At 58.6% G+C, this 24176-nt stretch carries 18 protein-coding genes and 6 pseudogenes; 10 read left to right on the plus strand and 14 right to left on the minus strand.

Annotation, left to right across the window (positions count from 1 at the left end; translation table 11 throughout):
* Positions 1 to 137: 137 nt before the first annotated feature.
* The 4 genes from WS51_RS28275 (at position 138) to WS51_RS28290 (ending at position 3260) form a co-directional block, all read left to right on the plus strand.
* Entirely contained in the window at positions 138 to 785 is a 648-nt protein-coding gene (locus tag WS51_RS28275; protein WP_335645641.1) for an MBL fold metallo-hydrolase, read from the plus strand.
* Positions 786 to 901: 116 nt separating this feature from the next.
* Positions 902 to 2164 (plus strand): MFS transporter, encoded by a 1263-nt coding sequence (locus WS51_RS28280; RefSeq protein WP_236872426.1) that lies wholly within the window; start codon positions 902 to 904, stop codon positions 2162 to 2164.
* A 42-nt stretch (positions 2165 to 2206) separates the two neighbouring features.
* Entirely contained in the window at positions 2207 to 2539 is a 333-nt protein-coding gene (locus WS51_RS28285; RefSeq protein ID WP_236872427.1) for a CidA/LrgA family protein, read from the plus strand.
* Positions 2529 to 3260 carry an LrgB family protein gene (locus WS51_RS28290; RefSeq protein WP_069230172.1) on the plus strand — a complete coding sequence of 244 codons (732 nt, stop codon included), beginning with the start codon at positions 2529 to 2531 and terminating at the stop codon, positions 3258 to 3260. The genes WS51_RS28285 and WS51_RS28290 overlap by 11 nt, the downstream gene beginning before the upstream one ends.
* Positions 3261 to 3359: 99 nt before the next feature.
* Here the strand turns inward: WS51_RS28290 and WS51_RS28295 are convergent, their stop codons facing one another.
* From WS51_RS28295 to WS51_RS28315, 5 genes are all read right to left on the minus strand, one after another.
* Entirely contained in the window at positions 3360 to 3647 is a 288-nt protein-coding gene (locus WS51_RS28295) for a putative quinol monooxygenase (protein ID WP_069230173.1), read from the minus strand.
* Between the two features lie 195 nt (positions 3648 to 3842).
* On the minus strand, positions 3843 to 4379 hold the full coding sequence (locus tag WS51_RS28300; protein WP_069230174.1) for a carboxymuconolactone decarboxylase family protein: 537 nt from the start codon (positions 4377 to 4379) through the stop codon (positions 3843 to 3845).
* A gap of 345 nt (positions 4380 to 4724) precedes the next feature.
* Positions 4725 to 5093: a BON domain-containing protein gene (locus WS51_RS28305; protein WP_069230374.1), complete on the minus strand. Its 369-nt coding sequence runs from the start codon at positions 5091 to 5093 to the stop codon at positions 4725 to 4727.
* A gap of 201 nt (positions 5094 to 5294) precedes the next feature.
* Positions 5295 to 6101, minus strand: coding sequence for an IS5 family transposase (locus tag WS51_RS28310; protein ID WP_069230175.1), 807 nt, complete (start codon positions 6099 to 6101; stop codon positions 5295 to 5297).
* 454 nt (positions 6102 to 6555) lie between these two features.
* Positions 6556 to 9924, minus strand: a complete 3369-nt coding sequence (locus WS51_RS28315) for a hybrid sensor histidine kinase/response regulator (protein WP_069230176.1) — start codon at positions 9922 to 9924, stop codon at positions 6556 to 6558.
* Positions 9925 to 10072: 148 nt separating this feature from the next.
* Here WS51_RS28315 and WS51_RS28320 point away from each other — a divergent pair, with 148 nt between their 5' ends.
* Together WS51_RS28320 and WS51_RS28325 are read left to right on the plus strand one after the other, a co-directional pair.
* Positions 10073 to 10735, plus strand: coding sequence for a response regulator (locus WS51_RS28320; protein ID WP_069230177.1), 663 nt, complete (start codon positions 10073 to 10075; stop codon positions 10733 to 10735).
* Between the two features lie 174 nt (positions 10736 to 10909).
* Positions 10910 to 11572, plus strand: coding sequence for a response regulator (locus WS51_RS28325; RefSeq protein WP_069230178.1), 663 nt, complete (start codon positions 10910 to 10912; stop codon positions 11570 to 11572).
* A gap of 49 nt (positions 11573 to 11621) precedes the next feature.
* Here the strand turns inward: WS51_RS28325 and WS51_RS28330 are convergent.
* Positions 11622 to 11909, minus strand: a pseudogene (locus WS51_RS28330) (integrase core domain-containing protein); the annotation flags it as partial.
* A gap of 47 nt (positions 11910 to 11956) precedes the next feature.
* Between WS51_RS28330 and WS51_RS31690 the strand changes: the two are divergent.
* On the plus strand, positions 11957 to 13354 hold the full coding sequence (locus WS51_RS31690) for an IS30 family transposase (protein ID WP_167358013.1): 1398 nt from the start codon (positions 11957 to 11959) through the stop codon (positions 13352 to 13354).
* Between the two features lies 1 nt (position 13355).
* Here WS51_RS31690 and WS51_RS31695 read toward each other — a convergent pair.
* Positions 13356 to 14239 (minus strand): annotated as a pseudogene (locus WS51_RS31695) (IS3 family transposase); the annotation flags it as partial.
* 95 nt (positions 14240 to 14334) lie between these two features.
* Positions 14335 to 16671: a fimbria/pilus outer membrane usher protein gene (locus WS51_RS28350; RefSeq protein ID WP_069230375.1), complete on the minus strand. Its 2337-nt coding sequence runs from the start codon at positions 16669 to 16671 to the stop codon at positions 14335 to 14337.
* A gap of 755 nt (positions 16672 to 17426) precedes the next feature.
* Here WS51_RS28350 and WS51_RS31700 point away from each other — a divergent pair.
* Positions 17427 to 18010: pseudogene (locus tag WS51_RS31700) on the plus strand (IS5 family transposase); the annotation flags it as partial.
* On the opposite strand, the pseudogene WS51_RS33235 reads toward WS51_RS31700, so the two are convergent.
* The 5 genes and pseudogenes from WS51_RS33235 to WS51_RS28375 form a co-directional block, all read right to left on the minus strand.
* Positions 18004 to 18186, minus strand: a pseudogene (locus WS51_RS33235) (IS3 family transposase); the annotation flags it as partial. The pseudogenes WS51_RS31700 and WS51_RS33235 sit on opposite strands and share 7 nt — an antisense overlap.
* Positions 18187 to 18595: 409 nt before the next feature.
* Entirely contained in the window at positions 18596 to 18877 is a 282-nt protein-coding gene (locus tag WS51_RS28360) for a transposase (RefSeq protein WP_167358014.1), read from the minus strand.
* 472 nt (positions 18878 to 19349) lie between these two features.
* On the minus strand, positions 19350 to 19985 hold the full coding sequence (locus tag WS51_RS28365; RefSeq protein WP_069230182.1) for a DUF1120 domain-containing protein: 636 nt from the start codon (positions 19983 to 19985) through the stop codon (positions 19350 to 19352).
* 64 nt (positions 19986 to 20049) lie between these two features.
* Positions 20050 to 20772: a fimbria/pilus chaperone family protein gene (locus WS51_RS28370; RefSeq protein ID WP_069230183.1), complete on the minus strand. Its 723-nt coding sequence runs from the start codon at positions 20770 to 20772 to the stop codon at positions 20050 to 20052.
* Positions 20773 to 21466: 694 nt separating this feature from the next.
* Positions 21467 to 21760, minus strand: coding sequence for a hypothetical protein (locus tag WS51_RS28375; protein ID WP_155773633.1), 294 nt, complete (start codon positions 21758 to 21760; stop codon positions 21467 to 21469).
* A gap of 390 nt (positions 21761 to 22150) precedes the next feature.
* Here WS51_RS28375 and WS51_RS28380 point away from each other — a divergent pair.
* Positions 22151 to 23038 (plus strand): annotated as a pseudogene (locus WS51_RS28380) (IS5 family transposase); the annotation flags it as partial.
* 46 nt (positions 23039 to 23084) lie between these two features.
* Here the strand turns inward: WS51_RS28380 and WS51_RS32340 are convergent.
* Positions 23085 to 23231, minus strand: a pseudogene (locus tag WS51_RS32340) (IS3-like element IS407 family transposase); the annotation flags it as partial.
* A gap of 164 nt (positions 23232 to 23395) precedes the next feature.
* On the opposite strand from WS51_RS32340, the gene WS51_RS28385 reads away from it, so the two are divergent.
* A complete protein-coding gene (locus WS51_RS28385) occupies positions 23396 to 24058 on the plus strand; it encodes a response regulator (protein WP_069230185.1) in 663 nt (220 codons plus the stop codon).
* The last annotated feature ends 118 nt before the right edge of the window (positions 24059 to 24176 follow it).

Genomic DNA, 24176 nt, shown 5'->3' on the forward strand with positions numbered 1-24176 from the left:
GTCGCCACCGCGGTCCGATGAGTGCGCCGTCGTGCTCTGAAGAATCGCAACTGCCATGCCAGGTTCTTGGCGGCCTTGCTCGATCACATTGCAATCATGGGTGTTCAAGTTGCACTCGTGGGGGTCTTTGCGCGCCGATGTCGGGTTCGACACGGGAAAGGGCTGGCGGCAACACGCAGGGTATCCGCCACATCGTGCACACGCATGCGCATATCGATCACGTCGGCATGACCGACCGGTTTCCGATGACAGCCACCGTCGCGATCTCGCGCCGCGAGCTCGAATTCGCCGCCTCGGGAATCATGGGCCCGCTGATGTACACCGCCGCCGATACGAAGCATCTGATCGACCGCCTGCACACGCGCGGCGCGATCCGTCTGCTCGACGTCGACGGTACGTTCGAGGAAGAGATCATTCCGGGCGTCGCAGTCCGCCTGTCCGGCGGTCACACGCCGGGTTCCCTGTCGGTGCTCGTCGAAACCGATGAAGGCATCGCGAACATCTGCGGCGATATCGCGTACAACCTGCAGGACCAACTGATCGACCCGATCCTCGATCAGGCCGCGCACGAACCCACGATCACCGCGAACCGCGCAATGTCGACGCTCGACGAAAAGCGCGCGATCAAGCGCGCGCTCGCGACGAGCCGGTTTCTGCTGCCGAGCCACGATGCGCCTGCGCTCGTCGAGGGCGGAAAGGTCGTCGGCGTGATGCAAAACGCGATCTCGAATCCGCAGGCCGATGTCACGAAGGCCGCCGGTTACACGTCGTTGGCCGCCGGTTGATACCGATGTCATACCCGCTACGTCGAGCGCTCGGGCTGCTGATCTGTGCGGCGGGCGCATGGCACGTCGCGGCCGAGCTGGTGCTCCACGCATTTGGCAGTTGACCGGCCGCCCCTGTGCGCTTCCACCCGGCTTTCCGGAGCGCACGCTTCCCAGGCTCGAAAGGACCCACCATGACTACACCCTTTTCAGCGCGCACGACCCGCGCGCTTCGCATCTTGAGTCTCGCATACTTCGTCCAGGCGACGGGCGCGCTCTCCGTCGTCGGCAGCCTCGATGCGATCTCGCATCAATGGGGGCTCGCGGATTCGCAGAGCGTGTACCTCGTGACCGTGTTCGGCGTCACGTTCGCGCTTGCAGCGCCGCTGCTGCAGGTCGGCTTCGGCCATCTGCGGCGCCGCCGCCAGGTATTGCTCGGCCTGACGCTGTTCAGCGCGGCCGCCTTGCTGCTCGCAGCCGCGCCAAATTATCCGGTGCTGCTGCTGTCGCGCGTGCTGATGGGCGTCGGCGCAGGGTTCATCGGCCCGGTGCTCGGCGCGTTGGGCTCGAGCCTCGTCGAACGTGATCAACAGGGCAGCGCGATCGCCGTCGTGCTGCTCGGCCTGAGCGTCGCCGGTCTGGTAGGCATGCCGCTGTCGGCGTGGATCGCGCACGCATGGGGCGCTCGCGTGCTCTTTCTCGTCATTGGACTCGCAGGCGCGGTAACCGCCGCGCTGACCGTTCGCGCAGTCCCGGACACGAGCCAGGGGGAAACCATCGAATTCGCGACGATGGCATCGCTGCTGACGCGCACCGATACACTCAGCGCGTTTCTGGTGGTCTTCTTCATTGCGGCCGGCATCTATTCGACCTATGCGTTCATCGCGCCGATCATTCGCGACGTGTTCCACGCCGGCGCCGATACGGTGTCGACCGCGCTGATTGTGTTGGGCGTCGCGGGCATCGCGGGCAACCTCTTCGTGACGCGCGCCGCGCGCCGCTATAGCGCCGAAGCGATGCTGTTTGCCGGCCTCGCATTGCTTGCGCTCGACCTCGTGTTTCTCCGCTTCACGCCGCCGAGCCTGCGCTTGCTGTTTGTCGCGCTCCTCGCGTGGGCGTTCGCGACCGACCTGCTTTGGCCGTCGCAGCAACGGCGCATCGTCGAACTGATGCCGCAGTGGCGAGGTATTGCGCTGGCGTTGACCGCGTCGTTCGTGTTTTGCGGCATCGGCGTCGGCTCGGCCGTCGCCGGTTGGGTCTATCCCGTCTTCGGCCTGACAGGCTCGATTGGCAGATCGCCCGCGTTTCTCACGCTGGCGACCGGCAGCCTGCTCGTGTCGCGCGCCGCGGTCAACGCAAGACTCAGCGCCGCCACGTGCAGTGCATCGCTTCAATCGTGAACCCGGCGACGCACTCCATGCAGCCGCGTCGCGTTGCGGGCCGTGCGCATCCGCGTGCGCGTCGCGGTGATCGAATGCCAGGCCCGCCGCACCGGGAGGCGCCCGTTTCGTTGCGCTCGGCATCCTGATCTGGAGGGAGTGCCATCGTCGGATCTCGAGAAATTCGGCGACGACCTGCTGTCGTGGCTCGCGATGCTCTTCGTGCCCGCCGCCACCGGCTTGATGACCGCATTCGACCAGTTGACGACGGACTGGTGGCGCATCGCGGCCGCCATCTTGATCTCGACGTTGCTCGGTCTCGCGACAACCGGATGGATCATGGAGCGACTCAGCAAAACGCTCGCTGCCGAAACTGAGACCGAACATGACGCCTGATCTCGCGTCCGCGTGGGCCATATTGCAACACCAACCGCTTTGGGGGCTGCTCGCAACACTGGTCGCCTATCGGATCGGACTGTTCGCGAACCGACCCGCGCACGGACACGTGCTCGCTCATCCCGTTCTCGTCGCGGTGCTGCTGCTCGTCGGATTGCTGTCGATCACGCATGTGCAATACCGCGACTACCTGGAGGGTGCGCAGTCTGTGCACTTTCTGCTCGGGCCGGCGACCGTCGCGCTCGCAATCCCGATGTTCCGCAGTTTTCACCACATACGCAGAACCGCTCGCGCGCTCGTCCCGGCGCTCGTCCCGGCGCTCGCGATCGGTTCGATCGTGTCGGCCGGCAGCGCCGCATTGATCAGCAAGGGACTCGGCGCCGCGCCGGTGGTCACGGCATCGCTGATCGCGCATTCGGCGACCACGCCCATCCCGATGAGCATCTCCCGTCGCATCGGCGGCGACCCCTCGCTGACCGCGACCTTCACGCTGCTTACCGGCATCGCGGCCGTGCTGCAGATCGGCGTGGCGATGAAGGTGATGCGCGTCGTCGATGCCCGCGCGCACGGCTTGGCTGCAGGAACTGCGGGCCACGGGCTGGCCACCGCGCGAATGCTGAGTATCAGCGAAACAGCCGGCGCGTTCGGTGGGCTGGCGATCGGAATGAGCGGCGTGCTAACCGCACTTGTCGCGCCGGCGCTCGCCGCGCTGGTCCGATGAACGACGCTGCGAGGCGATCGCCATCGCGACCGGGGAGCGAAACAGCGGCGGCAGGGAATCCCGCGCGCCGCCGCTGCTTGACAGCCAGAGTCGGCAGACTCAGATCAGCTTCTCGAGCAGCACGACGTCGAGCGTCGCCTTGCCTTCGAGCGCACGCGACAGCGTCTGGAACGCGGGCGCCATGCCGTGCACATTCAGCGCGTGCTCGTCACGCCATCGTTCGACCATCGTGAAGCGATGAAACGCGGCGCGGTGCCGATGCAGTTCGTACTGCTCGCATCCATCCTCGGCGCGAACAGCCGGAACCGCGGCCACCAGCGCCGCTTCCACCGTCGCGGCGTGCTGCGGATCTGCCGTAATCGTGGCAACCACATACTGCGTGGACATTGATACCTCAATTTTCGATTGGACCGATCGGACGCGAGCGGGCGCGTTGCCCGAATCGCGACCGCCTTCGTTGCGCGACTTCAAACGGTATCCGCCGCCTGCCGTCCGCCCGACATGCACGTACGACGACCCGCGCGACCGCACCGGCTCGCGCGCAGCGTCACGCAATGAAACGTGCGCCGGATACGGCCATCCTCAGTCGACAGCCGGAAAGTCGAGCGTCGTGTCGTTCACGCGATTCACCAGATTGGTGAACGTAATCGACGTGACGACGAGGATCGTCTCGATCACCTGGCGCTCCGTCAGCCCGGCTTCCAGCACCGCGTCGAGAACGGCGGCAGGCACCGTATCGCGGCTGGTCACGATCGCGCGGACGAACGCGAGCAACGCATCGCGGCGCGCATCGCCGGACGGCAGGCCGGCGCGGATGTGCTTCATCGCGTCAGGCGCGAGGCCGGCCATCCTGCCGATCATCGTGTGCGCCGCGACGCAGTAATCGCAGCCCGACAGCGCGCTGACCGCGAGGCGCACCGCTTCGACATCGGCCTGCTCAAGCGAGCTCGCGGCGATAGCGGCGTCGACGTTCAGCATGGCCGCCAGACCGGCAGGACTATGCGTGCCGATGGTCGCATACGCATTCGGAACTTTGCCGATCGCGGCCTTGATCTGGTTGAAGACGACAGCGGTTTCCCCGGTCGCTTCCGACGGTTTCAGAGTGGTCAGGCGTGTCATATATATCTCACTGGGCTGGATAATCGGGCGCCGGCCGACAATGGCCGACGTGATTAGGGAGTGCGGATCGATGTCCGCATTCCGGGTCTTATCTAAGGGTCAAACGCGGCAAGGAGCAAATGCGCGCAGTCGCGCAACGAATGCGATCAGCGGCGACATTTTTCTCCATTCTTTATCGACGAAATGAATTTCGATTTCGGCACCATGGGCGCACCGAAAACGGCATTCGAATTCCGACGCTTTGAGGAAAATGCTCTACACGGCTCTCACGGCTCCGCGGAGCCGTCAATGGTTCCAGTGTGCTTCGCACAGCAGCGCGCGCATGGCATCGACGCGCGCGCGAAATCACCGGCCCTGCTCGCCTGGCACCAGATTGTTGACGACCGACGTTACGCCCGCGACGCGCGCTGCGCTGTCGCCGGCGAGCTGGACCTGCTCGCTGTCGGGCACGTAGCCGGTCAGCGTCACCACGCCATGGCGCACGAGTACCCGCGCATTGATCGCGTTCAGCCCTTTCGTTTTCGACAGCGCCCAGACGATTTTGCGCGACAGTGCCCGATCGGCGGTACGTTCGGCCCGCCTGTCGGCCTTGTTCACTTCTTTCTGGCTGACGACCGCGTCAGAAGATGCTGCGGCATCCTGTTCTGCCGCATGGGCGGAAACGCCAAAAGCCAAATACGTTACGTACAGTACCGACGCAATAATCTTTTTCATCACACGCTCCTCAAAATACATCGATGGAAATTCGACAAGGGCTGAAACCCGATCGAATGGTAGACAACCGCCTACCCGCGCTCAATGGCGCATTTCCAAAAACAGCTTTAAAGCCGCGCAGATGATCATGTCCCGCGGCGGCGCCCGCGGTACTCGCTATACCTGCGTATAGGTGAATTGAATATTTCCGACTAGAGCGTGTTAGGCACTTTTGCTAAGGTCTACAAAGTGGACGAGCATAAGCACGGCGAATACGATGAAGTGAAGTCCGGCCAAGGTTTCGGGCAATCGCTCGTAGTCTCTGGTCAATCGCCGGAAGCGGTTCAGCCAGCCGAAGCTGCGCTCGACCACCCAGCGCCTGGGCAACAGCACAAAGCCTTTCTTCGCCTCTGACAGCTTGATGACGTGAAGCTCGATACCTTCGTCGCGGGCGGATTCGGCGGGTTCCTTACCCGTATAGCCCTGATCGGCAAACGCCACCTTCACCGTCTGGCCAGTGGCGCGCTGAACCTGTCGAGCAAGTTCACCCACTTGCGCACGTTCCTGTTCGTTGGCTGGTGTCACGTGTACCGCGAGCAGCTGCCCCAACGTGTCCACCGCCATGTGCACCTTGCTGCCGCGCTTTCGTTTGTACCCGTCGTAGCCCGCACGCGGACCGCCCTCGCATGTCGACTGCAGCGTGCGGCCGTCGAGGATTACCGCGCTGGGCTGGCCCTGCCGATCCTGCGCAACACGAATTACCGAGCGCAGGTCGTTCACCATCGCTTCGAAGCAGCCCGCCTGTATCCATCGCTGTGTCTGCTGGTACACCATTTCCCATGGCGGAAACTCGTGAGGCATCAGGCGCCACGGGGCACCCGCACGCACAATCCAGCGCAGCGCGTTGAACATCTCGCGCAGTTCGTACCGCCGCTGCGGAGCGTCCTTTGTCATCAGCGTCAGGTACGGCGCCGCAAAACTCCATTCTTCGTCGGACACATCCGTCGGGTAAGGCTTCCGTTCTTTCATCTCAATACAATAGCAGTCCTTAGCGAAAGTTCATAACACGCTCTAATGCCGATGATGCAGCCGTCTGGCGTTGGTTCTCGGCACTTCTTGAGGAACGCCGAATTCGATGGCGGTTCATGTTTGACACTTGGATCGTCAGCGTCGACCGAACCCAAGTCGCCACTGAAAGTAGCTTCGATCGTGCGATCCGTGCTGCAAAGGAGACCGCAGAGAATCGAGGGCTCGGCTTGCTTCTAGCACATCGGAGAAAGACCGCATAGATTTATGCAAGCCGTTTAGGTCAGTCCCCCAACAGGGCAGAATGGCCTCAAGTTTTACTTTCATTGACCGCTCTTGGAATTCGATTCATCCATGCCTCCGTTTCTCGATTTTACGAAACGTTGGCTTCCATTTTTTCCGACCGGCCTCACTCGCGCTTCCCACTCGGCGCCGAGACATCAACATCATTCAAAACCTACCCAAACGATCGATCGCTAATCACCGCCTCTAATGATCGGGAAAGCAATTGCCAGCTCTCGTGCGCCTGTCCCGGCTCCGCCGTCCTGAGTTGCCGCTCCACTACACTACATTGCTGCGCAAGCTCATGCTGCTGCACAATGCCCAACGCGCCTTTCAGCGAATGCAGTTCCGACAGCATTGCCGCCACGTCACCGCGAGCATGCGCCCTCCTCAGTATTTCGAGCGACTTCGTGCACGACTTGTGAAACACGTCGACTAGCGAGGCCGGCATCGCGTGCTCGCCCAACAATGCACCGCTCGCGTCGTCACCGACTTCATGCGCTGCCCCGCCCGTGGCCTGCGTCAGCACGCGTGCAAGCCCGTCAAGCGATAGCGGTTTGGAAATAACCGTTCGAACGCCGAGTTCGGCACATCGCCGGCGCTCGTCGACCGTTGCGTCCGCGGTCACTGCGACGATCGGCATCCGCGGCCAGCGCGCACGCATGATCTGCGCAAGGACGTAGCCGTCCATCCGCGGCATGTTGAGATCGGTGAGCACGACGTCGAACGTTTCATCGGATAGCGCCCGTAATGCATCGACACCGTCCGCGACAATCTGCGCCGTACAGCCGAGGAGTGTCAGTTGCTCGTCGAACAAGCGCTGATTAACCTCATTGTCTTCCGCAACCAGGACATGCAGGCCAAGCCGCGGCGCCTGGGCATGGCTATCCGCTGAGGCGCCGGCGGTGCATGCCACGTCGAGCGGTTTGTTATTCAGCAGATGGTCAAGCGCGGCGCGCAGCCCAGCCGGCGCATAACACGATACCGTCACCACGCGACCGACACGCACGGGCTGCAACGGGCCGCTAACGCCACAGTTGATCACAGCCTGGCATTCCTCGACGATGCGGTTTTCGCTGTCCGCTGACCACCCGTTGCGATCCCCGCAGATGACAAGCACTCGACCGCTGACCTCCAGCAGATCATCCGGATGACGGACCGCATCGATCTCAGCGCCCCATGCTTCAATCAATGTCGCGGCATACGTATGCCACTCATCCGCCTCCGCCAGCAACATCACGCGCTTTCCGGCAAGGATGCGTGCGTCTGCCATGATCGACGTGTCTGCTGACTTGATATGATCAAGCGGCACACGTACTGTAAAGCGGCTACCCATGCCGACATCGCCGTCGAACTCGATCGTTCCGCCCATGCCGACCGTCAGACGCTGGCATAGCGCAAGACCAAGCCCGGTGCCGCCAAAGCGTCGCGAAATCGACGAGTCCGCCTGCGCAAACGCCTTGAACAACTGTGCGCGCTGCGCGGCATCGATACCGATGCCGGTATCGGTCAACGTCACAACGAGCGTGCCGCTGCCGGCTGTGTCACCGACGGCGGGCTCATAAGCGATGCTGAGTGTAACCTTGCCTTCGTCGGTAAATTTGATAGCGTTGGACAGCAGATTGTGCACGACCTGTGCGAGGCGAACCGGATCGCCGTGCATCGTCTGATCGATCGACGCACCGAAAAAGCCGTACAGCGCAACGCCCTTTGCATGCGCGACCGGGGCAAACATCGTAAGCGCCCGCTCGATCACATCGGCTACCTTGAACTGGATGCGCTCGAACTGCATTTCGCCCGCCTCGATCTTCGAAAAATCGAGCACGTCCTGGATGATTGCGAGCAAACCATTGGACGATGTGCGGATCGTGCGCAGCCGGTCGCGCTGAAGCGGATTCAACGACGAGTGCGCAAGCAGTTCCAGATTGCCCAGGATCGCGTTGAGCGGTGTGCGGATTTCGTGACTCATCGTGGCAAGGAAGGCAGATTTGGCTGCACTCGCCTGATCGGCGGCGACCTTCGCGTCGCGCAGCTGCTGTTGCAGTTCGCGGCTCGCGGTCATGTCGACAAACGCGGTAACGATTACGTCTTCGCCCAGGTACCGCCCCAGGGCGAAGCGCGCCTGCAGCGCGATTTCGCCGCGGTCCACCGTGGGCAGCAGCACGTCTTCATGAAACACTTCGTCGGATTTGCTGACTCGAGCCGCTTTTAGTCGAACATATCGCTTCGCCAACTCGCCCAACAACCGGTTCATACCGCCTTCGATCAGGCCGCTCAGTGCATGCAGCGAAGATCCACCGTATAGCAGGGCGCCGTTTCCAGCGGACACAAGTCCGATGCCAACCGGTACCGTTTCGATGACCGTACGGCTCAGGCGTTCACTATCGAACACTCGTTCCGAGCGCGCGTACATGGGACGGAATACACGACGGTTGAGCTGGTACAACATGAACCAGATGGCCACGAGCACAGCCAGTGAAATGGCGGCCGCACCGAGCGCTTTGCTCCAGATGGCTGCAGCGATATCACGCCACGAGTAACTATAGACGAGCGAATAGCCCGTGGTACCGATTCGTCGCGCAAGCAAATACCGACCACCGTCGCGATACTCGACTACCCGGCCGGCTACCGGCCCGTGCGCGCGCTGCCACTGCGACACATCGTCGAGCACTGCCGGATCCGGCTCTTCTTTCGCCGCCGATGTGATGACGTCACCGCTATCATTGACAATCGCATACACGCCTTTGTACGCCCCATCGGAGATCGGCCACACGAGATCAGCGGGATCTACTTCGTCCACGAGCACCGCTTCGACCCTGCCATGGTGAACGACAGGTGCCGCGAGTCGTAGCACCTCTTGACCATCGGGCAGTCGGTAGCGATGCGGCGACCAGTGCACCGTCGGTTGCACATTGTGAACGCGCGGCGGCGCCGCATCGGACAATGCTTCGGCGCCGTCAGTAAGCTCCTGCACGAATGCCGCACGACCCGCTACACTGGTCAGCCGGGCCGGATTATCAATCGACGACGTAGGCAGGATGCCGACGATCTGGCGATCGGGGCTGAAGAAAATCTGGGTCGCCTGCCGCTCCAGCACTTTCGACATCGCGATGTTCGCACGGCCAATCTGGGTCGCGAATTGCATGTAGTGCGCAATCTCCTCGTCGGTAAGCTGCGCACCTGGTGCCGCCGCGATCAGCAATTCAAGCCGTTCGGCGGGAAACGGCTTCCAGGACAGCACGTTGCCGCGGGCGCGGAAGCGCGCAATAAGACTAGCCGGCACTTCGCGCTCGTCGCTCCATGAAAGTTCCGCACGAACCAGCCCGTTCAAGAACGAATGCTCGTTCGCAGCGACGCGTCCACGTACAAGTCGGTGCGCGATCGTGAACATCTCGCGCTCGTCGTCGATGTAAGTACGTACCAGCAACGTCACGTCGGCGAGAAGCGCAACGATCATTACCAGTACCGCGGCACAGCGTCCGCCTATCATCAGAAGGCGGTGATAGCGGCGCAATTCACCGAGTGTCTGGCGCAGAAGAGGCATATTAGGGTCCGATCTAGCGGTACAACGATGCGCAAAGTGTATTCTCGTTGAAAGCCGTAGCATACGGCTCACTACAGGAAATGCTTCGGTTACACTAACCCCGCCTTATCTCTAAATACGCAGTGCCACCCGCATCCACCGACTCGTCATGAACATCCGCATCATCCTGGCCGACGATCATCCCACCGTGCTGTCCGGCGTCCGTTATGAACTCGGGCGGGTGCCGACGATCGAGATCGTCGGCACGGCAGCGAGTACAGACGATCTGGTCGCACTGCTGTCGCGTAACGCGTGCGACGTGCTCATCACTGATTACGCGATGCCCGGCGGCAGCTTCGTGGACGGTCTGCCATTTCTGCAGTACCTGCGGCGCACATGGCCCGACATGAAGGTAATCGTACTGACGACGATCGATAACCCGGCCATGCTGCAGGAAATGTCGAAAAGCGGCGTGGATGGCGTGCTCAGCAAGCTCGACGATATCGATCACCTGATCGCGGCAACACATACCGTGTACGCTGGCGCGACATACTACTCCCCCAGCGTGCGAGCCAAGACCGCAGCAAGCGCGATCGCGTCCCGCAGCGCGCCAGCGTTGACACCCCGGGAGGCGGAAGTCATCCGCCTCTATACTTCTGGTCTATCGATCAGCGAGATCGCCGCGCAATTGAATCGTGCGAAGCAGACCGTCAGCGCGCAGAAAGTCAAAGCGATGAAAAAACTCTCCATCGAACGCGATGCCGACCTGTTTCAGTACGCGTACGAAACTGGGCTCGTAGCGTCAGGTGCCAAAGATGCAACTGACGCCTGACGCCGCATACCGATCCGCCGCCGACGCATCCAGCGCTCCGCGCCGGTTCGACCGCAAATAAGACTTGTCCTATTTATTTTAACGAAAAATAGGACAAGTCATCGAGACGACATCGGGGCTCACCGCTATATTTTGATACTTGATATACATCAATCAATGCGGAGAGACCGATTCATGCTTGCAAACACTACATTCAACGTGCTGATTGCGGATGATCATCCGCTTATCCTGGCTGGTATTGACGCAACGTTGCGTAGTTTGCGACAGCTGCAAATCGTCGGTTCGGCGTGTAATTCCACTGAGATCATCGAGTTGCTCGAGAAACGACGATGCGACTTGCTGATCACGGATTTCGTGATGCCTGACGGAAAGTTCAACGACGGAATCACAATGCTCACGTATATCCGGTCACATTATCCGAATCTGCCGGTTATCGTATTTACCGCCCTTGACAGCATTGTACTGACCGATAGTCTGCTGAAATTGGGTGTGAGGGGAATCGTCAGCAAGGTCGACGACCTCGGACATTTGATATCCTCGATCTACTCGGTACGCTCAGGCAACGAATATTTGTCCCCCAGCGTGAGCCGCAGACTCAAAAGTACACGTGGCGGCCGCCGGACAACCGATCTCACAAAAAACGAGATGGAAGTGCTGCGCCTATACGTGTCGGGCATGTCGATCACGGAGATCGCTGCGCGGCTGCACCGCACGAAGCAAACGATCAGCGCGCAAAAGCTTAAGGCAATGCAAAAACTCGGTGTCGAGCGGGACGCGGATCTGTACCAAATGGTTTACGAATCGGGACTCGATACTGCCGCAATCTTCCAGAATTGAGTCGCCGTGTAGTGGTCAGCTAACCCGCGTTGAATACAGTATGTAGTGGTCAACTAATCCCGGACACTGCGTTAAGTTTTTCTTCCGCAACCGCCGGCGCCAGTCCGTCATTGAACTGATGCGGCCGTATCCAGTTGTACCGGTGCATCAGGTAGTGGCTGATGTCCCGGTGTGCCTCCTGCGCCGACATGTAGCCCACTGACGGTAGCCATTCGGTCTTGAAGCTGCGGAACAGCCTCTCCATCGGGGAGTTATCCCAACAATTTCCTCTACGGCTCATGCTCTGCTGTATCCGATAGCGCCAGAGGCGCTGGCGGAATTTCCGGCTTGCATATTGGGTGGATTCAACCGGTCGTCGCAACACCTTAATCCAGGAGGTGTTTCATGGGTCGTCCATCGAAGTGGATACAACAGTTGACGAGGCGAGGAGCGATGCGCTCGCCAGGTGCACCATCGCTTCGGCACGAGGTTGAGCGCCAGTTTTGGGAGCAGGTTGCGACCGGAATCACAAGCGAGAAGGCTGCTGCGGCAGTTGGCGTGTCCCAGGCGGCAGGGACACGCTGGTTTCGCGAGCGTGGCGGTATGCCGTTGTTCATGGCAAGTCCAATATCCGGCAGGTACTTATCGTTTGCTGAGCGTGAAGAGATAGGATTACTCTCAGCCGAAGGCGCCGGCGTACGTGAGATCGCTCGCCGTATTGGCCGCAGCGCGTCAACGGTCTCGCGAGAGCTCAAGCGTAATGCTGCAACTCGTAGTGGCCACCTCGATTATCGTGCATCAGTTGCGCAGTGGAAGGCGGAATTGTTTGCCAGGCGACCGAAACCAGCAAAGCTTGCGACAAACCCGAGGCTGCACCGCTATGTGCAAGAGCGCCTGGAAGGCCAGGTTCACGACGCTAAAGGACGTAAGGTCGCAGGGCCTAGTCAAGCGGCGTTCATCGGGCGGAATAAACCAGAACGCAGTGATCGCAAATGGGTCAATGGCTGGTCGCCGGAACAGATTGCCAATCGATTAAAAGTCGACTTTCCAGATGACGAAACCATGCGCATCTCTCACGAAGCCATCTATCAGGCGCTTTACATTCAAGGGCGTGGTGCTCTCAAGCGCGAACTGGTGACCTATCTGCGCACCGGACGAGCACTGAGAGTGCCAAGGGCCAGGGCGCAAGCCAAGGCGTGGGCGCATGTCAGCGAAGACGTGATGATCTCCGAACGTCCAGCGGAAGCTCAAGACCGTGCTGTACCGGGACATTGGGAAGGTGATCTGATCATCGGCTTGAACCGGTCTGCGATCGGAACGCTGGTCGAGCGATCAAGCCGATTCACCATGCTCATCCATCTGCCTCGCGAGGAAGGCTACGGGTTGATTCCCAGGACGAAAAACGGTCCCGCGCTGGCCGGCTATGGGGCTGTCACGATGGCCAATGCACTCAAGAAAACCGTGACGAGCATGCCTGCCCAGTTGTGGCGATCATTGACTTGGGATCGGGGAAAGGAACTGTCCGACCATGCTCGCTTCACAATTGAGTCTGGTGTGAAGGTCTTCTTCGCCGACCCGAACAGCCCATGGCAACGAGGCACGAACGAAAACACGAATGGCCTTCTACGACAATACTTTCCAAAGGGCACGGATCTGTCCCGGTGGAGCGCTCGAGAGATTCAAGCCGTTGCTAATACGTTGAACACCAGGCCCCGGAAAACACTCGGCTGGAAAACGCCTGCTGAAGCTCTGGACGAGTATCTCAGGTCCGTTCAACAATCTAGTGTTGCGACGACCGGTTGAATCCACCTTGGCCGCCTTGATCCGAGTGAAACAGCAAGCCTTGCGGTCGACCACGTTGCTCATAGGCCATCTCCAACGCCTGCACGACCAGATCGGCATCAGGGCGTGTCGAGAACGCCCAGCCAACAACCCGACGCGTGAACAGGTCGAGTACTACGGCCAGATAATGCCAACGTCCCTGCACCCAGACATACGTGATGTCACCACACCACACCTGATTCGGCGTACCAACCTCGAATTCGCGATTGAGATGGTTCGGGATATCGATCCGCTCGACCGTGGCCTGCTTGTAGGCATGGCGACCCGGCTGCTTGCAGATCAACCCGAGTTCTTCCATCAAGCGGCTGACCTTGAAGCGTCCAATCGCCGTACCTTCCTCGCGCATCATGCCCATGATGCTGCGACTGCCAGCAGAGCTTCGACTCTCGATGAACAGCTCGTGTACCCGGCTACGCAGTGCCATGCGCTCGGCATCAACGCGTCGGGCTCGCCCTCGGTGGGCATACAGGCAGGACCGCGACACGTCGAATACCGCGCAGATCAGCTCGACCGATTCGCTTGCGCCAATCTGATCAATTACTTCGTACGTTCGATGCCTTCCGACATCAAGAGCGCGGTAGCCTTTTTTAAAATGGCCTTCTCACGCTCGAGGCGTTCGATACGCGCCTCGAGTTCCTGAATACGCTGTTGATCCGGCGTGATTGCCTTGCCCTGCGGCGTGACGCCCTGGCGTTCCATCTGAAGTTGCTGCACCCAGCGGCGCAGCACCGTCTCGCCGACGCCGACCGAGCGGCTTGCTTCCATATGGCTATAACCCTGGTCGAGCACCAGACAGGCGGCTTGCTGTTTGAACTCCGGGGAAAACGTACGTCGTTGCTTGCTCATCAGACACCTCTTCATGGCGACCATTCTCGCCTAAATCAGTGTCCGGATTCATTAGACCACTACAGTACGCGACTCACTTGACCACTAAGAGCTACCTATTCGCAGCGCGCGTCCGCCTCCTCGTACGAGCTGTTCGCATCGAATCGCGTCGGGACCGCGTAGGTGACCCGGCAGCGATTGCCGTCCGCGCCCACCAGGACCAGCTTCTTGCCAATCTGTTCATTCATCAGCATGACGTTGCCGTTGCCGACGACGACGCCTAAGATGTCTCCGCCTTCGCCGTAGACGGTAGTACCGAGCGCGGATGCCTTGCCATTACCGTCCCGGATGGTCAGCAACAGTTGACGCACTTCGGCCGAACCGATGTGGTAGATGCCGACGCTCCCTCGCGCCTGCATCAAGTTCAACGTGGTCGTGTCCAGACGCGTGTTCAAAGCCATGCTGCGCGTGTCGACCTGCAACTGCCCCTTAACGTAAGGCATGACGTTCGGGATGACTGCGGTACCATCAACGTTAGTCTTGGACGCGCTGCCCGGCGATCGCATACGCAGCCCTGCCTGATTCGGCACCTTTACCAGTGCGAAAGTATCAGCAACCGGAGCCGGCGAGCTACCTAAGGTGCCGCCTGCGTAGACCAACGCCCCACTAGCGGACGCATACAGCGAACGGAAGTTGCTCGTCGACTGGCTGACGCCAGCGGAAAACGTGCTGTACGCAGAGCTGATGCTGGTCGACGCGCTCAAGCGCTTATCGTCCTTGTTGCCGGTTATACCGACCGAATAATTCTGGTCATTCCCTATCTGGCCATCGTAGCTTGTACTTGCCGAAATCTGTTTATCCGCAGTGCGGTATGCGTTGATGCTCACGGCGCCCTTCCCAAGCGGCATCCGTAGGTTGAGAAAAGCTCCGAAATCTTCTCGCGGCCTCCTCTGCAGCGACAGCGTGACATTGGCCCTGCCGAAACGCCGCCCTAGATTGACGTTATGCGAAAACCCGCTCGTTCTGCCAACCTCCGAGTAGCGGTTGTAGGTGGCCGTGTAAGAAATTGCACCCCAAAGGGGATTGACCCAAGATACCGTGGCGGCAGCGGCTTGCCTCAGGCGCAGCTGCTCGTTCAGCCGCTCGGCCGACTCGAAGGCTTCCGTAGCGTCGGCATAGTCGGCAATACGCGACACCCAGGACAGCGATGTGGATAAATTGCTCCCCAATTGGAAGGTACTGAGCGCGCTCAATTCCGCGCCCTGACCGAAGCCACGGGTACGCGCGACGCGTGCGCCAGCGGTGAGCCAACCGGAATCAGACGCCGTCCAGTTCGACTCCACGCCGATTGCCTGATATGGGGCCGAGAACACAGCCGCCGACGTAACGCGCAGTATATCGGTGGCATTTAGCGCCAGTTCGCCAATCGCCAATGAGGCGCTTCGATTGGCCCCCCCTCCGGAACCGCCATAAGCGCGATAGCGACCCAACGCCAAAAACCATGAATTGGATTGCTGCCCCATGCGCGCTTGTGCCAGGGCCGGCACTGTGAAACGCGTGCGCTCTCCGCTCTCTTCAATCACGTCTACGTCGAGGTCGGCGCCGCCGGCCATGCCGCCGATTTCGCTCAACACGAATGGTCCCGGCTGAACCACCGTGCGGTAAAGCAAGCGCCCGCGTTGGCGCACCTCGATAGTCGCCTGACTGCCGGCCAACCCTTGGATCGGTATCGCGAGCGCGGTCGCACCGAGTTGGGCCTGGTCGGTACCGATCTGCGCCCCGACGATCGGCAACCCGCCGAAGGTTTGGCCGAAGTTGCTGATCTGACCTAGTTGCGCCAGTGCAGTCAGCGATTCGACTGGCCTCTGCACAAAGACCTCCTGCTGTTGATAGCGCCCCCCTTTGTCGCCGTAAGTGTATAAGCCTCGCGAACGTACGCTCCAACCATCGGCGTTGAATCCGGGCTGTAGCTCAGCCTGAAAGAAGTTGTAACCTGACGACTTCGAATCGATCCGCTGGCCGAACAGGTTGTAATTGAGCAGTGCGGCGGACCCGCCTCGCTGCAAGCCGTCGTCGCGTCCGTCGGGCAAGAAAGCTTCCTCTGGCAAAGTCAACTCGACGCGGTACTCGCCCGGAAACAGCCGCACCTTCGCCTCTGGCCAGATGGTGCCAATTTCCGCACAGTCTTCCTGCTCGCCGTTGCTTTTCAGGCGCAGCGTTGCTTGTAGCGAAGGAGTCACACAGAGGTTACCATCGTTGTCGAAGCGAGCCTCGGTATGATATTGGCGGTTCGCGTTGACACTAATTTGCACCGGATAGTTACCGGGGAGAAAACGGGACGCTCGGCCAAAATAGTCCGCCAGATCAGCGGAAAAACCACGAGACTCCAGCTGTCTGATGTCGAACTTAATCGATTCGTCTACCTTTGCAGCGGCATCGCTCACATACACCATGCACAGTACCACTATCGCAACCGGCGTGAGTCTGCATAATATGTACAATGGTTATGTCCTCCTATTCCATCTGGAATGGACTAAGCATTCGTCCTGCCTCGCGATATTGAATCGACCAGCCTCATTCGGAAAATAGCGACCCGCTTCTAACAAAGTTTTTTATCAGAACTTTGAATTACTTAATTCCAATCACTTTTTCCAAACAGGTTAACTAGCACGCAATTCATCGCTTGAACTTAGCTAGACTAATGAAATTACGTTTTAAATTCCGCATACGTCCATTTTAAAAGCGCTCGATGCAATCGAACACAACTGACCTGTCCGCATCCCGCGTGCGGTAGACGCTCCAATTAACCCGCTCCGTTGTAACGGATGCTAAATAGGCTCTCCATAGCAGCGCTATCCCAGCACTCGCCTCGGCGACTCATGATGCAAGTAATGCCATCCTGCTTGAGCGACGAATTCCTCGCTGGTATACGGCCGCCCTGGTCGCTGAGGTGTATCAACTCGGCGGGTCGGCCAAGCCGCCAGACTGCTATCGGCAGAGCGTTCGCAAGCATCTTGGTCTCCATCGTATCGATCATTGACCAATCAACGATGCGACGCGAGAACCGGGCCATGACTGCCGCGACGAGCAAACAATCTTCGGCCGTCCAGATGTGCATTAAGAGACGATTTCAAAAACACACATAGCTACTGTTAAATTTTCTCTCGACTTGTTAACCATGTTCCGTCGTTACACCTGGATCAGGGAGATGGACAAGCCGATGATTGACGACGAGTTGTGGAAACGAGCTACTTCTACCACCTGCCAAGCCCCGTCGGTTCAAGTACCCGGGTCGCAAGCCCGTGCCGAATCACGCAGCGCTGAAGGGCATTCTGTTCGTGCTGAAGACCGGCATTCGCTGGCGCGATCTTCCTGCGGAAATCCGATGTGACTCAGGCGTGAGTTGCTGGCGGCGGCTGCGGGACTGGCAAGAGGCTGGTGTGTCGGACACATTGCATGCGTTGCTGCTAGCCAAACTACGCGCGGCAAACCAGATCGACTTCTCATGTGTGGTCGTCGACTTCTCGTCGATTCGTGCGGTGGGGTCGGGCGAAAAACTTTCCCGACCCCTCCGATCGAGCGCGACCCGGTTCCAAACACCACCTCGTCACCGACGCCAACGGCACACCGATCGCGGCAGTCTTGATCGGTGCCAGCCACAATGACGTCACGCAACTGATCCCCCTGATCGAGGCGATCGCGCCGATCAAAGGCGTTCGCGGTCGGCCACTGAGCCGGCCCAAACGCGTCTATGCTGATCGAGGCTACGATCACGACAAGTACCCGTCAGCGTCAAACTGAAGTTGCAGATGGTTCGGTGCGACGCCACGTGGTGTTGATATGCAAGTGTTCTTCGGCATTCGTCGTCGCTGACGAGCGTGCAGCCCCACCAGTTTCATCAATCGGGCCACACAATTCATGCCACACCCTTCGCCTGCAGCGCGCAACTCATGCCAGACGCGAGGGTTCTCGTTTGCATTCGCCAGTGACGTGCCCTCTTGTTCTGCTCATTTCGTCCTCTTGGGTCTACATCAGCGTAGCTGATGTGTCTGGGAGAACGACTGAGGTCGGAACCGAGATGCTTCGATCCAATAGCACGATATCCAGCAACATCACGGCGGCTATATCGCATTCGACTCGGCGATTTTCCCGGCTGGCCTGTACATTGACTACCAGACAGTGCCGAATGTCGATCAGCCCATGACCGAGATAGCTTGGGAGCGGTGGCGCCACATTGCTCTTTCTGTACAGGCGGCTGTCACTGTCGCCCTTCGATTCATGCATTTCCTTGCTGTGCTGTTGGCCGTGTCAGGCGCCTGGCGGCAGGTCGCCATCGCTGCGCGCTTTGCGAAGGATGCTCCCTTGGCTAGCCTAGGCCTACGTCAGTGTGCCATCGACGCTCAAATTATCGCCCGAGACAGAAGGCCTTGTTTCCGCCGTCTCGTTAAACAGCTCCTTCACGACGTCGAATTTAAACAACCGATTCCGCTTCTTACTGAAGATCGAGTAATTTAACACGACACCAGCGATCGATAGGATTACTACCAACTTAAACAGCCGGTTGCACGAGTTCTGTTCGACCAGATGCAGCTCGCTGCGGATGCTGTATAGCACTTGAAGCAGTATCGCCTGCGTCAGCTTCTCAGGCGCGATGCTCAATCTGCCTCCCTCTGCGTCCACTTCTTACATCGCCGAGAACTTCGCGCCCATCTTCGGCAGTACTTCGTTCAGCCCCATCGGAATCTGGCGCAGCGGATACGCCAGCGGAGCAATCTCTTCAAGCTTCATCATTGTAGCCGTCCGCGCCTCGCATTGGACTGCTCTTCCTTGATCTCGGCAACCTACATCGTGTAGGGCGGACCGAAGTGGTGCAGCGGCTTACTAAGCGAACGGACTTGCATTAATCATCTCCTTGGATGAGACATGATGGAAAATACGCGCGGCATCTCCGCGCGGTAGCCCTCATACGTTTACCTTCATTAGGGCGTAGACTGAATCAGAAAAACGATCTTCCGGAGTGCCGGGAACGCAATTGAGCTACGCTCACACCAAGATCGATACGGGTGGAGTAACGAGCACACGCCCAACGACGCCGCTGTTGTCAAACTCGCTGAGCGTGATGATCTGCGCCTTACAGGCCGAACGCGTAGTTCAAGGTCAGCGAACCGTCGAGGTCAACTACATCCTTGATTGCGCCGTTCATGGTGGTGGTGCCGGCCAATACGGGGGCAACCTCCAAGTCAATCCCGAACACCTTGCCGGGCTTCAACGCATTTGACACGGCCCAGCCGTGTGTGTTGCCTGCAGTAAGAGAAGCAGTCGTGGAAGCATTCACCGTCGTGTTGGCGGTCGTGAACGTGGAGGAAGTCTCGCCATCGACGGTCGGGTTCGTCAGCTTCACCGTGTAATAGCCAATCTTGCCGGTACCGTTGACATTACCAAGGCCGAAATTGCTGGTGCCGGGCGTGGATGTCGAGCCAGCGCGGTTATCGACTACCGAGAACGTTAGATAGGTGGAAGCATCGCAGTTGACCTTCCAGGATTTAGAGAGCGGCGATAGCGGAGTCGTGGTCGCGCCGGGCTTGATCAACGTGGAGGAAAGTTTGCCAAAATCGTAGACACCTCCCTCGGGGCTCTCAACGGTACACGCGGGCACGCTGAGCTTGCCCTGTACCTTCAATTCGGCGGTCGGACCCGCTGCATGTGCGGCGGCAGCGCCCAGCGCGCCCGCGGTAACGGCGATAAGCTTAAGCGAACGGATTTGCATCAATAATCTCCTTGGGTGAGACATGGTGGGAAATAGAATGCGCGGCATCTCCGCGCGGTGGCGCTCATTCGGAAGTGCCCACCGGCAACTCCACGGCGTCGAGCGTGTAGCCGAAGCGGCTCAAGGGCAGAATGACAACCGCCGTCGGTCGCGAACCGATCCTCAAACGTTTGGTGCTGCCGGGCAGTATGTACGCAGCGTCGAGGTTCACCGCTTCTCGCCCCGGCATCAGCGTTAGGGATCGCCCTAAACGAATCACGTGCTTGCCAGGGTTATGCAGCACCAGTTCGCTGGCTGACGCGCTCACTTTCAGATCGCTCCACGGGTTGTTAACTTTGGGCACGGTGGCAGGCTGTATCAGGAGCGCGATCTCCTGGCGCACCGGAAAAACCATCGAGCTAAGCTCGCTCTGCTGAGTGACGCCCTCAAAGGAGGCCTTCAGCATGATCTCGCGCTCCAGCCGCTCGCCCTTCTTGAGCACAAAGTTCACCTGCTGGCTCTGACCAGGATCGATACGCGTGAGCGGTGGTGTCACAAGCACACGCCCAGCGAAACCCCTATCATCAAGATCGTCTAGCTTAGTGACTAGCAGCATGGGACTCTGACCGTCATTCTTAACGTTGAACGACACGCGTGAATCCTGCTCGGGCAACACGACCGTTGTGCTCTCCAGCGTGAATGTGCCGGCCTCGGCCAGAGTCGGACTGAATGTTGAGCCCACCGCCATCGCGCAAAGCACAAGGCTGAGAAGATACGTTTGTTTCAGGAGCGTTACCTTCGCCTTCATAATTACACCTTCTATCTCTCAAATTAATTACAAGAATGAGCGCGCGAAAGCAACTAGACAATCTTCGGCTCCCAAAATAGGAAGCCAAATCCATGCTCAGCCCTCAAAAAAACTCGCGTTTTACAAAAAAATAATGCCGATCAAGCAAGGATTTTGGTTTTCGCACGAACCCATCATAGAAATCGAATCCCTCGGCACCCGGATTAGAACCGAACGCTATCTGGGTTCGCGAATACCGCACGCCGAAACCGTCAACCAAGGCATCATTGACCAGTTAAAGCAAGCATAAAACTTGATAAATTAATCTACCTTTTTAAATTCCTGAATTCCAAATAAATTAGTTGCCGCGAGTGAGATGCTTAATTTTCAACAGCAGACAAAATCGACCATCTGGCGTCGGCGATCTATCGAATATTAAAACTTCTCCGCACTTCGCTCGACAGTCTTTAAAACGTCGATGCGCGATTATTAATCCATGGAGCGGAATTAGTCTTCTTTAACTTCCGAATCGATTTCCGCCGTGCACGTGAACAACGCACGTGATCAGCTCGATATCATTCTTCACACCGAACTTCTTCATTGCATTTAGTCTATGCGCACCAAATGTCTGTTTGCCCCTGTTCAACTGCGGTGCGCTGATAGTCAGACCTGACAGGCACAATTGGTCAATGTCAGCCTTACGTAGCGACAACTTCTATCCGCGCCGGCCGACGTTTGCCCTGATCTCGTCGAACGCACGTGTGATCGTCGGAGACAGGTAGTTGCCGTCGGCATAGCTCGAATAGATCGCCGTGACGATATGGCCGACGTCGTTGCACTTGTTTTCGACACTCGACCGACCATGCGCAAGTATCAAGCGAACCGTTATCAGGCCCTCTGACGCCGCGATCACGGTGAGGTTTATCGTCGGAAACGTGTGAAACAAGTAGCTGAACAGCGCAAGGCCTTCCTTCTTCCTGTGCCTGCGCAGCGCGGAATCGGTGAGCAAAACGCCGCACTCCTGTGCGGCCAAAATATGAGATAAGTCTTAAATGCGACATGTTTTGAATTTTTTGTAACCCGCCTCGCATAGGACTACTCTTCCTTGATCTCGGGAACCTACATCATGTAGGACCGAATGAGGTAGTTCAACGGCCGGTTAGATGTTAGGCCTCGCCGCGAGGCAGTGGCGAACCTAGTAAAATTCCAATTGTGAAAGCTTACAGAATCACACAACCCGCGGGAATCTGACTAGTATGATTTTCGATGCTGACTGACCCGCCCTGGAATCTTCGGACCAGTTGAAACTTGAGAGAATGTAGTGGTCTAACAGGCCGTTGAAATACCCCCGCCGATCCGTCACGATATAGCGAACCCGATCCCAAGGCACGAAGGCAGCATGCGAGGCACCGACAGCTACAACGAACCCCTGTTCAGTACAGTCAGACTGGAGGAGTTCGTACCGCAAACGCATCCGCTGTGCCCGATCCGGACTTGTATGAACGAGGCGCTGTCGAATATGGATGCCAAGTTCTCGGCGATGTACGAAGCGGACATCAAAGGCGGTCGGCCGAGCATTGCGCCGGAGAAGCTGATGCGGGCGATGCTACTTCAGGTGCTATACAGCATTCGCAGCGAGCGACAACTGGTCGAGCAGATCTCGTACAACCTTTTGTTCCGTTGGTTCGTCGGCCTGTCGATCGAAGACGCGGTGTGGAATCACTCGGTGTTCAGCAAGAACCGGGATCGACTGACCGAGTTCGACGCAGTGACTGACCTGTTCAACGCGACGGTGGAAACGGCTCATAAACGCGGCTTGCTGTCGGGCGAGCACTTCAGTGTGGACGGCACCTTGATCCATGCGTGGGCCAGCCACAAGAGCATCCGGCGCAAGGATGGCGGGGACGATGATCGTTTGCCTGACAATTGGCATGGCGAATCGCGCAGTAATGAAACGCACGAATCGAAGAGCGACGGTGAGAGCCGGCTCTATCGCAAGAGCAATGCCGCGCCAGCCTTGCCGAGTTACCTGGGCCATGTGCTGACGGATAACCGGCACGGTCTGGTCGTGAACGTTCAAGCCAGCGAGGCGAATGGCCGAGCGGAACGCAAAGTGGCGACGGACATGCTGCGCGATGTGTCGGGTTCGGACGTGCGTATTACGGTGGGCGCAGACAAGGCGTACGACACGCGTGGATTTGTGAAGGCCTGCCGCGAATACAACGTGACGCCGCACGTCGCACGCAACACGAAGCGCACCGGCGGAAGTGCAATCGATGGTCGAACTGACCTGCCCCCTTCAATAGAGCCAATGGGCTTCTAGCAAAGTTCCTTTAAACCAACTCCTGGAAGGCGGCAGGAGCATCCGCGGTTGCCCGATGTTTCGCCGCAAACTCTGACGGCGCACGGTAGTTCAGTGCGCTTTGCGGCCTTTGCTCGTTGTAGTCATAACGCCACACCGCGATGACTGTTCCTCTATGCAGTCAAAATGTTATCAAGCTTCTTGCTGTACGTGGAATTGATATGGGTTCACACATGATTTGTCCCATAAAAAATCGTTGAAAATAGGACGAGTATTAAATACCAAATTGATATATATCGCTATATTAAAAGGCGGCACAACTCTAAAGCGAGACACACCTAAATGCTGGCGACTACCACTCTCAATGTCGTGATTGCCGACGACCATCCAGCAGTGCTAAGCGGAATCAAAGCCATCTTGTGCGGTCTCTGCGCGGTTCGCGTGACCGGAGCGGCCTGCAACTCAACCGAAATTGTTGACTTGCTGTCAAGTCAGCCATGCGATTTGCTGATTACTGATTTCGCGATGCCGAATGGAAAATACCACGACGGGCTTGAGATGCTGTCGTATCTGCGCACCAATTTTCCCGACGTGCAGATCATCCTAATCACTGCACTAGACGGTGCCGGGTTGGCAAACAAACTGCTCAAGCTCGGGGTCAAGGCGATAGTGAGTAAAGTCGACGATGTCGCACACGTGATTTCGGCGGTCTATGCTGTACTGGCAAATGCTGAATATCTGTCGCCACGGGTATCGGCGGCTCGGCGCAAGCAGCGCATTGGGCCCCCGCACATGAACCTCACACAGGGCGAGATCGAAGTGCTGCGGCTCTATGCCTCCGGGATGTCGGTCAGCGAGATCGCGGCACAGCTGCGGCGTACGCGCCAGACCATCAGCGCGCAGAAGAAGAAGGCAATGCAGAAGATTGGCGTTGAGCGGGACGCGGATCTTTACCAGATAGTCTTTGAGTCACGAAGGGGATTCAACGATTTCTTCACTACTTGAGCAGCGCGATCAGTATCGCGAACCGCGACGGCGCGCACCCGAATTCACACACGCCTCCGACAAGCTTTCTATCAAAAAACTATCGAACTTCTTGCTGTACACGGAATCGAGGCAAGAT

The organism is Burkholderia territorii (genome assembly GCF_001718335.1).
Taxonomy (GTDB): domain Bacteria; phylum Pseudomonadota; class Gammaproteobacteria; order Burkholderiales; family Burkholderiaceae; genus Burkholderia; species Burkholderia territorii.